The organism is Arthrobacter sp. AOP36-F1-5, from assembly GCF_058137995.1.
On the sequence record NZ_CM176892.1, the window covers coordinates 3,182,318 to 3,196,746 of the forward strand.

12 protein-coding genes are annotated in these 14,429 nt (G+C 67.9%); 2 read left to right on the top strand and 10 right to left on the bottom strand.

The window, feature by feature from the left end:
- Positions 1–99 precede the first annotated feature (99 nt).
- Complete coding sequence (locus AC3ZI9_RS14570) at positions 100–1,995, top strand: hypothetical protein (RefSeq protein WP_444553800.1); 1,896 nt, start codon at positions 100–102, stop codon at positions 1,993–1,995.
- A gap of 42 nt (positions 1,996–2,037) precedes the next feature.
- Here AC3ZI9_RS14570 and AC3ZI9_RS14575 read toward each other — a convergent pair whose 3' ends face one another.
- The 7 genes from AC3ZI9_RS14575 to AC3ZI9_RS14605 form a co-directional block, all read right to left on the bottom strand.
- A complete protein-coding gene (locus AC3ZI9_RS14575; RefSeq protein WP_444553801.1) occupies positions 2,038–2,796 on the bottom strand; it encodes a glucosamine-6-phosphate deaminase in 759 nt (252 codons plus the stop codon).
- Between the two features lie 26 nt (positions 2,797–2,822).
- Positions 2,823–3,521, bottom strand: a complete 699-nt coding sequence (locus AC3ZI9_RS14580; RefSeq protein WP_444553802.1) for an N-acetylmannosamine-6-phosphate 2-epimerase — start codon at positions 3,519–3,521, stop codon at positions 2,823–2,825.
- A 149-nt stretch (positions 3,522–3,670) separates the two neighbouring features.
- Positions 3,671–4,612, bottom strand: a complete 942-nt coding sequence (locus AC3ZI9_RS14585) for a dihydrodipicolinate synthase family protein (protein ID WP_444566788.1) — start codon at positions 4,610–4,612, stop codon at positions 3,671–3,673.
- Positions 4,613–4,706: 94 nt separating this feature from the next.
- Entirely contained in the window at positions 4,707–5,528 is an 822-nt protein-coding gene (locus tag AC3ZI9_RS14590) for an ABC transporter ATP-binding protein (protein WP_444553804.1), read from the bottom strand.
- Positions 5,525–7,702: a dipeptide/oligopeptide/nickel ABC transporter permease/ATP-binding protein gene (locus AC3ZI9_RS14595; RefSeq protein WP_444553805.1), complete on the bottom strand. Its 2,178-nt coding sequence runs from the start codon at positions 7,700–7,702 to the stop codon at positions 5,525–5,527. The genes AC3ZI9_RS14590 and AC3ZI9_RS14595 overlap by 4 nt, the downstream gene beginning before the upstream one ends.
- 3 nt (positions 7,703–7,705) lie before the next feature.
- Positions 7,706–8,611: an ABC transporter permease gene (locus AC3ZI9_RS14600; RefSeq protein ID WP_489924044.1), complete on the bottom strand. Its 906-nt coding sequence runs from the start codon at positions 8,609–8,611 to the stop codon at positions 7,706–7,708.
- A 148-nt stretch (positions 8,612–8,759) separates the two neighbouring features.
- Positions 8,760–10,307, bottom strand: a complete 1,548-nt coding sequence (locus tag AC3ZI9_RS14605; protein WP_444566802.1) for an ABC transporter substrate-binding protein — start codon at positions 10,305–10,307, stop codon at positions 8,760–8,762.
- A 235-nt stretch (positions 10,308–10,542) separates the two neighbouring features.
- Between AC3ZI9_RS14605 and AC3ZI9_RS14610 the strand changes: the two genes are divergently transcribed.
- Entirely contained in the window at positions 10,543–11,283 is a 741-nt protein-coding gene (locus AC3ZI9_RS14610) for a FadR/GntR family transcriptional regulator (protein ID WP_444553807.1), read from the top strand.
- Between the two features lie 12 nt (positions 11,284–11,295).
- Here AC3ZI9_RS14610 and AC3ZI9_RS14615 read toward each other — a convergent pair whose 3' ends face one another.
- Genes AC3ZI9_RS14615 through AC3ZI9_RS14625 form a run of 3 tightly spaced genes read right to left on the bottom strand, consistent with a single transcriptional unit; the run spans position 11,296 to position 14,381 of the window.
- On the bottom strand, positions 11,296–11,805 hold the full coding sequence (locus tag AC3ZI9_RS14615; protein WP_444566786.1) for a GNAT family N-acetyltransferase: 510 nt from the start codon (positions 11,803–11,805) through the stop codon (positions 11,296–11,298).
- Positions 11,806–11,856: 51 nt separating this feature from the next.
- Positions 11,857–12,420: an acyl-CoA thioesterase gene (locus AC3ZI9_RS14620; protein WP_444553809.1), complete on the bottom strand. Its 564-nt coding sequence runs from the start codon at positions 12,418–12,420 to the stop codon at positions 11,857–11,859.
- 50 nt (positions 12,421–12,470) lie between these two features.
- Positions 12,471–14,381 (bottom strand): glycoside hydrolase family 15 protein, encoded by a 1,911-nt coding sequence (locus tag AC3ZI9_RS14625; protein WP_444566785.1) that lies wholly within the window; start codon positions 14,379–14,381, stop codon positions 12,471–12,473.
- Positions 14,382–14,429 lie beyond the last annotated feature (48 nt).

The window sequence follows — 14,429 nt, forward strand, 5'->3', positions numbered from 1 at the left end:
GACCAATCCATCCGGTTACTGGATCCGGCCAGCACGCAGCGGCACCATGCCGAACGGTGCTGGGCCGGCCAGCCCGATCCGACCTCTTCGAGGAGACGCATGCATGCTCATCACGCTGCCAAGCAGCATTCGCTGATGCACACCATCATCACCGTCCTGCTGGGCCTGTTCCTGGTGGCCGTCCTGGCGTTCTACGTCATCTATTCGAGCCAGGTGGCCACCGGGGCCTCCAAACTGGACAACGGAATGGGCCAGGCCCAATCCGGCATCAGCGAACTGAACAACGGGGCCACCCGTGCTGCCAGCGGTGCCATCAAGCTCCACGACGGCACCGGGGAGCTCGACGACGGCGCAGCAAAGCTCTCCAAGGGCATCAGCACCGCCTCCAACGGCGCCGGGGAGCTGGACGACGGGGCCAAGGAACTGCACTCGGGCACCGGCGAACTGGCCACGGGGGCAGGAACGGCCGCCCAGGGGGCCACGAAGCTCTCCGACGGCGGCAAACGCCTGGCCGTCGGATCCCAGAAGGTCGCCGCCGGTGCCGGCCGCGCCGACCGCGCGGCCAAGAAGCTCGACGACGGCGCCGTGAAGCTGGTCGACGGCACCAAGAAGGCCGCCGCCGGCGCGGACGAACTCGACGCCGGGGCCACTAAGCTCGGCGACGGGGGCCAGAAGCTCGGCGACGGGGCCCAGGAGCTGAAGGCCGGCGCCAAGAAGGCCGCCGCCGGTTCCACCGAGCTCTCTGCGGGCACCAAGGAACTGCATACCGGCGCCCAGAAGGCCTCGACCGGCGCCAATGAACTCTCCGCGGGCACCAAGGAACTGAACACCGGCGCCCAGAAGGCCTCGACCGGAGCCAATGAACTCTCGGCAGGGGCCAAGAAGCTCACCGCCGGCACCGGGGAAGCCCTCGCCGGCAGCGCCCAGTTGAAGGAAGGCACGGCCGAGGCCGCCCCCGGCGCCCACGAGTTGGCCGATGGTTCGGCTGAACTGGCTGCCGGGACGCAGAAACTTCTCGATGCCGCCAACGGACCGCAGGGCGCGGTCCCGCTGGGGCTGCTGAAGGCGCAGCTGAAGGAACTCAATGACGGGGCCCAGAAAATCGCTGCCGGCAATGGCGAACTCGCCGCAGGAACCGATGAGCTCAAGGACGGGACGGCCCGCCTGTATGCGGGACTGAGCGAGATCGACAACGGCGCCAACCGGCTGAACGACGGTGCCGCCGAATTGGCCAAGGGCAATGCCGCCTTGGCCACCGGTGCCGGCAAGCTCAACCAGGGGGCCGCCAAGCTGGCCAAGGGCAACGCCGCCCTGGCCACCGGTGCCGGCAAGCTCAACAAGGGCGCCAAAAAACTGGACACCGGCAATGCCGCACTGGCTACCGGCGCCGGGGAACTCGCCAAGGGGGCCGACAAGCTCTCCGCCGGGTCCGTCCGGGTCGCGGCCGGGGCCTCGGAGCTCGCCGAGGGCAACCAGGCACTCGGCGCCGGTTCCATCAAGCTCCATAAGGGGACCAGCGAGTTGGCCCGCAAGACCCCCGATCTGGTGAGCGGTGCCGAGGAGGCCGCCGCAGGGTCGGTGAAGATCCGTGATGGGGCCGGGGAACTGGCCGTGGGCAACGGCAAGCTCGCCGCAGGGGCCGGCAAGCTCGATGCCGGGGCCGAACGCCTGGTGGCCGGCACCGGCCAGCTCGGCGATGGCCTGGGCAAGCTCGATACCGGGTCGAAGACCCTGCAGGCCGGCATCGGCAAGGTCGATGACGGGGCCGGCGAATTGGCCGACGGCAACACGAAGCTCTCCGACGGCACCGCGGAACTGTTCTCCGGCTCGACCGAACTGGCCGGCGGGACTGAGGAGTTGCGTGGATCCACCAACGCGGTTTCCGCCGACTCGATCGTCACCTCACCGAAGGGCCTGTTGCTGTTGCTCCCGCTGTTGCTCTTGGCGATCCCCGCCGTCCTGCTCCTGCGGGCACGCCGGCACCTGGGCCGCTAGGAGGACCCCGTCCGGCCCCCAGGCCGGACGGGCCGTCCGCGTCTAGTCGCTTGCCCGCTGCCCCAGTCGGGCCGCGGCTTCCCGATCCAGTACCACGGTGACCTGGGGATGGCGCTGGATCACCGAGGCCGGGAACTGCTCGCCCACCGGTCCTTCCAGGGCCAGTCGGACGGCGTCGGCCTTATGCGCGCCGTGGGCGATCAGCAGCAGATGCCGGGCCTCGAAGATCGTGCCGATCCCCTGGGTGACGCATTGGTCCGGGACTTCCGCCAACGATCCGAAGAAGCGGGCATTATCCTGCCGGGTCCTCTCGGCCAGCGGCACCACACGGGTCCGCGAGTCGAAGGCGGACCCGGGCTCGTTGAATCCGATATGGCCATTTGATCCAATGCCCAGGATCTGCACGTCGATCCCTCCGGCCGCCGCGATGGCCGCGTCGTAGGCCGCCGCGCGGGCCGCGTGGTCCTCGCCCTGCGGATCCGGAGTGTGCACCAGCGCCGGATCCAGTCCCAATGGTTCGGTGACCTCGGTGCGCACCACTTCCGCATAGGACTGCGGATGCCCCTCGGGCAACCCGAGATACTCGTCGAGGGCGAACCCCGAGACCGCCGAGAAATCGGCGCCGGAGGCCGCCAGGGCGGAATAGAGCGGCAAGGGGGAGGACCCCGTGGCCAGGCCGATCACTGCCGCCGGGTCGGTGGTGACCACATCCAGAAGCACCTGGGCGGCCAGACGGCCGGTTTCCTCGGCGTCCTCCCCGATGAGGATGCGTGCGTTCGGATGCTTGAGGCTGCTGGCCATGTGGTCTCCTTCTGCTGCGGTGGGGCTCATGATCGGGGTCCGTTTGGGGGAAGGGCGGCGTCGAACCAGCCGGTGATGCTGGTCGGATGGGTGATGGCCGTTCCCACCACGACGGCGTGGGCCCCCGTGTCGAGGGCCGCCCGGGCCTGCGCCGGGGTGTGGATGCGCCCCTCGGCCACCAACGGCGCCCCGAGTCCTGCGTCGGCGATCGCGGCCAGCAGCTGCAGGTCGGGTCCGTCGGTCTTCGGGCGTTCGTCCGTATAGCCGGCCAGGGTGGTGCCGATGAGGTCGGCCCCCGCCTCGACGGCGGCTCGGGCATCGTCCAAGGACCCGCAGTCGGCCATGACCAGGGCCGGGGTCTCCGCATGCACCCGGGCGATGGTCTGTGCCAATGTCAGTCCGTCGGGGCGGGGGCGGCGGGTCCCGTCGAGGGCCACGACGTGGGCTCCGGCGGAGGCCACCGCCAGGGCGTGGTGGGCCGTGGGGGTGATGAAGACCCCTGTGGTCCCGTCCTTCCACAAGCCGATGACCGGGACCTCGACGGCGGACCGGGTGAATTGGATGTCGGCCAGGCCCTGGACCCTCACGGCCGCGGCCCCGCCGGCGACCGCCGAGGCCGCCATCTGTGCCATGGCCTGGGGGTTGCGCAGCGGTTCGCCGGGATAGGCCTGGGCGGAGACGATCAGGCGCCCGTGGACGGTGGAGAGGAAATCTTCGGGCGACATGCTGCGGTCCTTCTGTGCGGAGGTGCTTCGGGGCGACGACTGCGGGGCCTGCCGGTCCCGTCCGCATTCTTCCACGCTGGGGATGCGGACGGGAACCCGGCGGGTCCTCCGGCCGGTGCATGAACCGGCGGATATCCGCCGGCTGCGGATCAGAGCAATCCGGCCCGGCGCAGGATTGCGGCGATGGCCTGGCTTTCGTCGTCGTTCAACGAAGCCATGGGCACGCTCATGGTGTTGGATTCGATGATCCCGAGCAGGACCAGCGCGGTCTTGAAGGAGCCCAGTCCGGAGGCCCCGCCCGAGACACGGGTGGAGTCGGGGGTGAAGGCGATCTCAAACAGGTTCGCCAGGCGGTCCTGCTCGGCGCGGACCGCCGACCAGTCCCCGGCCGTGGCGGCATCGAACATCCGCCGGTATCCGGCCGGATCAACGTTGCCCAGTCCGGGCACGACGCCGTGGGCGCCGCCGAGCAAGGCCCCGTCGACCACCACCTCGTGTCCGGTGAAGACACAGAACCCTTCGATATGGGCGGTGGCCAGCAGCAGGCGGCGGCAGGCCACGTCGTCACCGGAGGAATCCTTCACCCCGACGATGACCCCGTCCTCGGCCAGGCGGATCGCCACGTCCAGGGGTAGCTTGGCGTGGGTGCGCACCGGCACGTCGTAGGCGAAGAGATCCACCCCGGTCGCCTTCTTCACCGCACGGAAGTGGTCTTCGATCTCGGCGGCGTTGGACAACGCGTAGAACGGCGTCGTGACGACCAGGGCGTCGGCCCCGAGTTCGATCATGCGCAGGCCTTCGTTGATGACACGGTTGGTGGTCTGTTCGCTGGCACCGGCCAGCAGTGGAACCCGTCCGTTGTTGCGGGCGGAAATGGTGGTCATGACCAGCTCACGCTCGTCATTGGTCAGGTACGGGACCTCCCCGGAGGAGCCCAGGACGAACAGACCGGAGACCCCGCCGTCGATCAGGTGGTCCACGACCCGTTCCAGGGAGGCCGTGTCGATCGCCCCGTCCGAGGTGCGCGGGGTGACGACCGGCGGGATGACCCCGGAGTAGGTGCGGGTGGGTGCTGACGATGTTGCGGTCACGGAATGCGTTTCCTGTTCTGCTTGATACTGGAGGGAAATTTATCGGTGGCGGCCGGAACCGGCCGCCGGTCTCGGCTGGCGGGAACGGGCCCGGCTAGCCTGCGTGGAGCAGCGAGGGGGCCGCGCCGAGCAGTTTGCGGGTGTAGTCGTTCGTCGGGGCGTCGAAGACCCGGGCCGCGGGCCCCTGCTCGACGATCTCCCCGGCATTCATGACACAGATCCGGTCGGAGACGTAGCGGACGGTTTGGATGTCATGGGAGATGAACACCATGCCCAGGTTCAGTTCGGTCTTCAGGTCCGAGAGCAGGTTCAGCACCTGGGCCCGCACCGAGACGTCCAGGGCCGAGGTCGGCTCGTCGGCCACGATGACATCCGGGTCCAGGGCCAGTGCCCGGGCAATGGCCACCCGCTGTCGCTGTCCGCCGGAGAGTTGGTTCGGCACGGCGGCCCCGGCGGAGGCCGGCAGGCCCACCAGTTCGAGCAGCTCGGCGGCCTTCCGGCCGCGGCTGGCCAGGCTCCCGATCCCATGCACGGTCAGCGGGTCCATCAGGATGTCGCGGACCTGCATGCGCGCATTCAGTGCCGTGGAGGGGTCCTGGAAGACGACCGAGACGCTGCGCCCGAATTCCTTGCGCAGGGCGGCGTTGCGTTTCAGTGCCGGCTTCCCACGGAAAAGCACCTCCCCGGAGGTCGGCGGCTGCAACCCCACCAGGACGTTGGCCAGTGTCGACTTCCCGCAGCCGGATTCCCCGACGATGCCCACGGTCTCACCGCGGCCGATGGTGAAGTCCACGCCGTTCACCGCCTTGACGATCAAGGGTTTGAACGCCTTGCCGGAACGGGCCCGGTGATGGACGTGCAGGTCCTTCAGTTCGATGACCGGGGTGGCCTGCTGTTCCGATGCCGTCTGGCTCATGGCCGTACTCCCTTCGTGATGGTTCCTGCGGCCGGGTCCGGCGCCCTGTCCTGCGGGCTGGCCCAGAGGTGGCTCTCGTTGCCGCCGACCGGTGTCAGGACCAGTTGACGGGACGAATCGGCCCCCGGCAGCGTGGAGCGGTCGGCGAACCGGTCCCCCTCGCCGAAGTCGTTCGGGGACGGCACGGTCCCGGGGATCTGGTGGAGTCGTTCGGCCCCCGATTCGATGGACAGCACGGCCCCGAGCAGGCCCCGGGTGTATTCGTGCGTCGGGTTCGTCAACAGCGCGTTGACCGGGCCCGATTCGACCACCTGGCCGGCATACATGACCGTGACCCGGTGGGCCAACGAGGCCACCAAGGCCAGGTCGTGGCTGACGAACACCATGGCGAACCCCAACTGTTCACGGAGTTCGTTGAGCAGATCGACGACCTGTTTCTGCACGGTCACGTCCAGCGCCGTCGTCGGCTCGTCGCAGACCACGAGCTTGGGCGAACGGGACAGTGCCATGGCGATGAGCACCCGTTGGCGCTGGCCTCCGGAGAGCTCGTGCGGATAGGACTTCAGCGTGCGCGAGGGATCCAGCTTGACCAGTTCCAGCAATTCCGCGGGGGTCTTCCGGCCGCCGCGGCGGGTGAGCTGTCCGAGCTGGTCCTTGATGAGCATGGCGGGGTTCAGCGAGGACAACGCGTCCTGGTAGACCATGGCGATCTGTGAACCGCGCAGCCCCTTGTAGACCGTGGCATCCCCGGCCAGGGTTCCACCCCTTCCGTCGTCCGGCAGCAGCTCGCGGTCGCCGAAGCGGATGGATCCGGTGATCCGGGCGTTGTCCGGCAGCAGGCCCATGATCGCCAACGAGGTGATGGACTTGCCGCAACCCGATTCCCCGACCAGGCCCATGGTTTCGCCCTCGTGGACGGTGAAGGAGACGTTGTCCACGATGCGGGTCCGGCCATAGCGTTCCGGGAAGCGGATCGAGAGGTTGCTGACCTCGAGCACCGTGCCGGCATCGGTCCCGCCGCCGGCCAGCTGCAGCCGGTCGGTGCGGGCGGATTCCACCGACGCCAGCCGGTCCAGTTCCCGGGCCAGGCGTCGGCGGTCGGCCTCGGCATCCCCACGGGGGGAGCTTCCGGCGCCGACGGCTGCCGAGAGGTCCCCCGGACGGCTGCTGCCGGCCTCGAGGTCATGCACGTCGGAACCGTCATCCTCGGCGTCGGGGACGGTCAGTTCCTCCGTGACACGGCGGACGGTGGAGTCACCGGCGGCTTCGACCTCGACACTGGCGGTATCGGAGCCCTTGGACTTGCCACGCAGCTTCGGGTTCACCAGGGCGTCGGTCATCCCTTCGGCGAGGATGTTCAACGCCAGGACGGTCAGCAGGATGACCAGGCCGGCGAAGGTGGTGGCCCACCAGGCGCCGTTGAGCACGAGGGTGCGCCCGTAGGAGATCACGTTGCCCCAGGACGGGTCGGGGTCCTGGACGCCGGCACCGAGGAAGGACAGCGAGGCCTCGAGGATGATCGCGTCGGCCACCATGACCGTGGCGAAGACCAGGACCGGGGCCGCGGTATTGCGCATGATGTGCTTGATCAGGATGTGGAAGCGACCGGCACCGATGACGCGTTCCGCGCGGGAGTAGTCCTCGTCCCACTGGGAGAGCACGTTGGCGCGGACCACCCGGGCGATCTGCGGGGTGTAGATGATCGCGATCGCGATGATGATCACCGGAATGGAGTTCCCCAGGGAGGCCAGCAGTGCGGCGGCCAGCGCGATGCCGGGGAAGGCCATGAGCATGTCCATGATGCGCATGATGACTTCGTTGGTGGCCTTGCTGCTCGTGGCCGCCAGCGAACCCAGCAGCCCGCCGGCCAGCAGGGCCAACGCCACCGAGCCCAGGCCGATGACCAGCGAGGAACGGGCGCCGTAAAGCAAGCGGGAGAAGATGTCGCGACCGAGCCGGTCGGTGCCGAAGAGGTTCTCGGCACTGGGCTTCTGCGCAGGCATCCCGGAGAGCAGCGGGTCGTGCGGGGCGAGGACCGGGGCGAAGACCGCGGCCAGGATGATGACCACCAGGAAGCCCAGCGCGATCTTCGAACCGGTGGTCAGTGAGGTGAAGCGGGTGGCGCCGGAACTCAGGCGCGCCACCAGGGCATTGCGTGGTGCCAAGGGAGCCATCGGTTACACCGTCCTAATGCGGGGGTTGATCAAGAGGTATACGAGGTCCACCAGGATGTTGACCAGCACGAACGTCACGGCGATGGCCAGCACCACCCCCTGGACCAGATTGGTGTCGTGGGCGGTGATGCCGTTGAGGATCAGCTGACCCATGCCCGGCAGGGAGAAGATCATTTCGATCACGACGGCGCCGCCGAGCAGATAGCCGATCCGCAGGCCCAGCACGGTGACCGGGGTGACCAGCGCATTGCGCAGGACGTTGCGGCTGATCACCTCGTTGCGCGGTACGCCGTTGCCGATGGCCGTGCGGACGTAGTCCTTGTCCAGTTCCTCCACCATGGAGGTCCGCACCACGCGGATCAGTGAGGCCGACACGGGGATCGCCAGGGCGAAGGCAGGAAGGGTCATATGCGCCAGCCAGCCGCCCAGCCCCTCTCCCGGTCCCGCCATGCCGCCGGAGGGGAAGAGCGGGTTCTTGCCCAGGGCCAGCCACTGGATGAGCAGGATGCCCAGCCAGAACGACGGCGTGGCCACCGCGGCGATGGAGAAGACGCGGATCAGCTGGTCGGGCAGCCGGTCCCGGTAGAGCGCACCGAGCACGCCGAAGACCAGGGAGATCACCACGGCGATCAGCACGCCGAAGGCGGTGAGTTGCAAGGTCAGCGGGAAGGCCTGGGCGATCATGCCGGCCACCGGGCGCGATGGAGGGGTGGTGACCCCGAAGTCCAGCGTCAGCAAGCGGCCCAGGAAGGCGATGTACTGCACGGGCAGTGACAGGTTCAGACCGCGTTCGGCGCGGTAGGCTTCCTTGGCTTCGCTGCTGGCGCCCTCACCGAGGGCCTGGGTGGCCTCGTCCCCGGGGGAGAGTTTGAGGATCACGAACACCAGGAACGTGACGCCCAGGATCATGAGCGGAAGCGCGGCAAGGCGGCGTAGCAAGAGTCGCAGGAGGGTTCCCACGGTTGAACTCCCATGTGTCGGGGAAGGATGTGCTCGAAGAAGTCCGGTACGGGGTGGCGCGGACGGAGGTCCGGCGCCACCCCGTACCGGGTCGGCGCTAGGCCGTGGGGGTGACTCCCATGAAGGACACACCGGTGGTGGGCAGCGGCTTGAACCCCTCCAGCTTGTCCTCGTCCCAGGCGGTGGGCAGCTGGCGGTGGAAGATCGGGTAGAGCGGTGCCTCCTCGGCGAGGATGTTGATGATCTCGCTCCAGGCCTCGTTCGCCGTCGATTCGTCCTGGGCCGTCGCGGCCTCGTCGAGCTTCTTCTGGACCGTCTTGTACTCGGCGGTCTTGTTCCAGCGGAAGCGGTTCTTGGGCCACACATCGCCGCGATAGAACCAGCTCAGCAGCAGGTCCATGTCGTTGCCGAAGACCGAGGGGTCACCGGGGGCCGCCACGACCGAGAACTTGCCGGAGTCGACGTTCTCGTCGTACAGGGCCCCGGACTGCAGGCTCCGTAGGGTGACCTTGACGCCGGGGACCTTGTTCCAGGATTCCAGGATCAGCGGGGCGACGTCCTTGACCCAGGAGGTGTCGGTGGTCAGCAGCTCGAACTCCAGCGAGGTGACGCCGGCTTCCTTGAGCAGCGACTCGGCCTTGGACTGGTCGTAGGTGTAGACCGTATCGGCCTCCACGTACTGCGGGTGGGTGTCCTGGACGTAGGAGGTGGCCGGTTTGGCGTTGCCCAGCAGCGCGGTCTTGATGATCGACTCGGTGTCCATGCCATAGTGCAGCGCCTGGCGGACCTCCTTCTTGTCGAAGGGGGCCTTGGTGCAGTTGAACATCAGGAACAACAGACCGAAGGACTGGACCGATTCGACGTTGATCTTCGAATCCAACCGGTCCATATCCAGGTAGGGGACGTCCTCGATGGCGGCAACGCGACCGGATTCAGCGGCCGTGACCCGGGCGGCGGCGTCGGAGAGCAGGTACCAGGTCATGTCCGCGGCGCCGGCGGGGTAGTCGCCGTTGTAGTCCTCGAACTCCTTGAAGACGATCTTGTCGTCCTTGGTGGCCGAGACTAGCTGGTACGGGCCCGAGCCGATCGGCTTGGCGTCGAAGCCTGCCTGGTCCTTGGAGGCCACCTTCTCCGGAACGATCTTGACCACGGAGATGCGGGTGGCGAACAGCGGGAAGGCGTACTTGAGCTTGAAGACCACCGTGTCCTCGCCCTTGGCCTTGACCGATTTGATGAATGGCACGAATTGGGCGAACAACGAGGCGTTCTTGGGATCGATCACGCGCTCGAAGGAGTAGACGACGTCGTCCACGGTGACGTCATCGCCGTTGTGGAACGTCGAGTCGGAGCGGAGCTTGACCTCCCACGTGGTCTCATCCACTTCCTTCGGCTCCGCGGCGGCCAGCGCCAGGTAGGGCTCACGGGTGGCCGGGTGCAGATCGACCAACCCTTCGAAGATGTGCATGTTCGCGGCGAACGGGGTGGCCCCCGAGGAGGTCATCGGGTCGAATCCCGTCGACAAGGCATAGGAGATGCCGGCCTCGATCGTCCCCGTGCCGGCCGCCCCGGACGCTGCGCCGGCCCCTGCCGAATCGGTGCTGCTGCACGCCGCGATACCGGCCGAGAATGCTGCGGCGGCCCCCATCAGTCCGGAGACCTTGAGGAAGTTGCGTCGGCTGCCTTCTTTGGCCACCAGGTTATTGAGGGGCACGGTTTACCTCTTCTGTACGATGAGAAGTCGGACGTAGGATGTCCGACGTATTCATGTAGACTGTAAGCGTCATCACAGATGATGGTCAAGTGGTGTTGCCCACATTCGAAAGAGTCATCCGTCAAGGGACCGATCACCCCGGCCCCTCCCCCGAGGAAGGAAGCCCGCCTTGAGCGCTCCCGCACGTCATATCCGACTCGGCGCCCAGGAACGCCTGCGCGCCCTGACCACGGACCTCATGGACCTCATCATCGATCGAGGACTCAGGGCCGGGGACGCACTACCCACCGAGGCCGTCCTGACCGCGGAGCTCGGCGTGGGCCGCAACACCCTGCGCGAGGCCATCAAGGTCCTGCAGGCCCTCGGGGTGGTGGAGATCCGCCACGGCTTCGGCACCTTCGTCGCCGCCAACAACCTGGTCGCCCTGGCCGACAGCCTGACGTTCCGCGGACGGATGTCCTTGCGCCATAAGGGTCATGAGGCCCATGAACTCGTCGAAGTCAGGCAGGCCCTGGAGTCCGGCCTGATCGGTTCCGCGATCGACTCCCTCGATGACGCCCATCTGGACGAGCTCGAGGCCCTGGTCGCCCGGATGGAGGTCCTGGCCGCCGACGGGCGGACCTTCGTCGAGGTCGACCAGGAGTTCCACCGGCTCCTGTTCTCCCGCCTGGAGAACGAGTTGCTGACCAACCTGCTGGGAGTCTTCTGGCAGGTCTACCGCACCATCCACGAAGCCATCGACGGCCTCGGGGGCAACACCTCCGGGACCACCCTGCCCGAGACGGCCCAGATCCACCGCGACATCCTCGGGGCGGTCCAGTCCAAGGATAAGGACGCCGCCGCACGATTGATGCATCGCCACTTCGATGGCATCCGCGAACAACTCGCGGACTTCGCCCTCGAGGCCTAGGCGTATCGGGACCTAGGGGCCGGACGCGGCGGCCGGGCGGACGAAGCGAAGTTCGGCCCCCTCGGCGGGCTCGGGCCGGAAACCGTGGGATTCCAGCACCCGGATCGAGGCCTCGTTCCCCGGAAGGACCCGTCCCAGCAGGGCCCGCCCGCCGAAGACCGAACGGATCGGATCCAGGGCGGCACCGAGCATCCAGCCGGCGATCCCCCGCCCCCAGGACCCGGGGTGGACCCAGTACCCGATCTCCACGGCGGGACCACGGCGCGAGGAGACGAACAGACCCACGCGATGGCCGTCTTCGAGGCCGATGAACCATCGCACGGCGCCCGGGTCCCCGCCCGGGAGGCCACCGAGGGCGTCGCGGACGCGCCGGCCGGTGTATCCGGGGCTCCAGGGCTCTCCGTTGCCGACATAGCGGGTCACCCGGGGATCGCCGGCCAGCGTCGCGACGAATGCCGCATCATCGGCGGCAAAGTCGCGCAGCACGCGCGCGGCGGGGCCCGTGGCCGGAGCATCGGTCATGTCCCGATTTTTGCACCGACCCGGCGGGCCTGTCCACGCTGCGGGACCCGTCTAGCTGCGGACCCGCCGCCCCCACGTGTGCGGGGCCGGTTTGCGCGCCCCGGGAAGCGCCGTCGATTCGCGCCACTGCGTCGCCCACTCGGGCAGCTGCAGGTCCTCGGGGACTTCGGCACCGAAAGCCGTGAGGATCTCCTCATTGGTCAGCGGCCCCTGGCGCCCCAACAGGCGGGTGCAGATCAGTGCGCTGACATAGATCTCGCCGCCGGAGACGATCCGCTGCTCGAAGTAGATGCTGCGTTCGTCCATGCCGGCGATCCGTGTTTCCACGCTGAACTTCTGGTTGAAGACCACCGACTTCCTGAACGTGATGGTCTCCGCCTGGACCACCGGGGTCCAACGGCGGCGCTTCATCGTGTCCCACGCCCCGGCGCGGACCATCAGATCGAACCGTCCCAGGTCGAAGATCGAGAAGTACATGCCGTTGTTGATGTGCCCGGCCACGTCGATGTCGGTGAGCAGGGCACGCATCGGCATCGAATCGACGTCGAAAAGGTCGAGTTTCGGCCGGCGTCGGGCCTGCAGGAGCATGAGCAGGAGGCGGAAGATCATGTGCATGCCCTCATGTTACCCATGAGTAACCAGTTCGTCACTCCCCCGGCGGCGGGTCAGCGGTTGCGCAGGGAGTATCCGTTGATCGCATCCGCCGCACGAATGAGGGTCAGATGCGAGAAGGCCTGCGGGAAGTTCCCGGCCATCCGCCCACTGACGGTGTCGTATTCCTCGGCCAGCAGCCCCAGTCCGTTGGAATACCCCACGAGCTGGTCCATCAGGGACCTGGCATCGTCGATGCGCCCCGTGCGGGCATACTGCTCCACCAGCCAGAACGAGCAGGCCATGAAGGGATGCTCGTCACCGGCCAGGCCGTCATGTCCCGCGGAGGTCCTGTACCGCAGGAGCAATCCCGACTCGTCCATCAGATCGCGTTCGAGGCGTTCCACCGTTCCTAGCATCTTCGGATCGTTGTAATCGATGAACCCGACCTGGGGCAGCACCAGCAGCGAGGCGTCGACCTCGGTGTCACCGTAGGTCTGGGTGAAGCAGTTCTCCCCGGTGTTGAAGCCGTGCTCCATGATCTCCGCGTGGAGGCGGTCGCGCAGCTGTGCCCAGGAGGCGTCGTCGCCGTCGAGCCCGTGTTCACGCACCGCCCGCACGCCACGGTCGAACGCGGCCCACATCATCACCCGCGAGTGGGTGAAATACTGCAGGTCCCCGCGCATCTCCCAGATGCCGTGGTCCTTATGGTCGAAGTGCCGTTCCACGTACCCGAGCAGGGTCTTCTGCAGGGGCCAGGAGAAGTGGTCCTCCACGCCCCCGATGTTCCGCAGCTTCTCCAGCGCCACGAGCACCTCGCCGACGACATCACCCTGGTACTGGTCCACGGCTCCGTTCCCCACGCGCACCGGCAGCGAGCCCTCGTACCCGGGCAGGTGGTCCAGGTCGCGTTCGGGCAGCCGCCGCTCCCCGGCCAACCCATACATGATCTGCAGGTCCTCGGGGTCCCCGGCCACGGCGCGCAGGAGCCAGTCGCGCCAGTTGAGCGCCTCCTTCTCGTAGCCGTGGGTCATCATCGCCTCGAGCGTCAGGGCGGCGTCACGCAGCCAGCAGAAGCGGTAGTCCCAGTTCCGTTCCCCGCCGAAGTCCTCCGGAAGCGAGGTCGTCGGCGCGGCGACGATCCCGCCGGTGGTTTCGTGGGTCAGCGCCCGCAGCACCAGCAGCGAGCGCTTGACGACCTCGTGGTAGGACTCCTGGGCAGGAATGTCCCGGGACCAGCGCTGCCAGTAGGAGATGGTCTCCTGGATGCTCGACCCGGGATCGATGCGTGAGGGGACCTTGCGGTGCGAGGGGAACCAGCTCAGCTCGAAATCGACGGCTTCGCCGGCCGAGACGATGAAGTCCCCGAGGTGGCGGTGGCCCTCCCCGTGGGGCAGCCGGTCGCCGTGGAGCACCATGGCGTCGGGCCCGGCCATCGCGACGATCGAGCTCACCCCGGTGGAGGCGTCTTCATGGCGGCGGACCCAGGGGATCACCGACCCGTAGCCGAAACGGAAGCTGATCTCCTGGTGCATGGTCACGCTGCCCACGAGTCCTTCGACCCGGCGTACGATCGATGCCCTCCGAGCGCCGACCGGCATCAGATCGGTGACCAGCACCTGGCCTTCGGAGGTCTTCCAGAGGGTCCTGAGCACGAAGGTGGAGTCGATGTAGGTGCGCTGGACGACGACGGGGCGTCCGTCATCGGCCGGGCCGCCGGCCGACTCGGCGTCCTCGACCCCTGCGGCCCGGGCCGCCTTGATCCGCTCGGAGCGTCGGGCAGGGTGGTCCGACTCGCAGTCGTCGGCCGCGCCGGCGGGGGCCAGCAGCCAGCGACCGTGCTCGGAATCGCCCAGCAGGGCGGTGAATGCCGCATCGGAATCGAAGCGGGGGAAACAGAGCCAGTCGACACTGCCGGATTCGGACACCAGCGCACCGGTGCGCTGGTCGGAAAGAAGTGCGTAGTCTTCGATCAAAGAGGCCATCCCCCTAGCAAACCGCAGCGCGGGCGCCGGGGCAAGCCATCGTTGAAG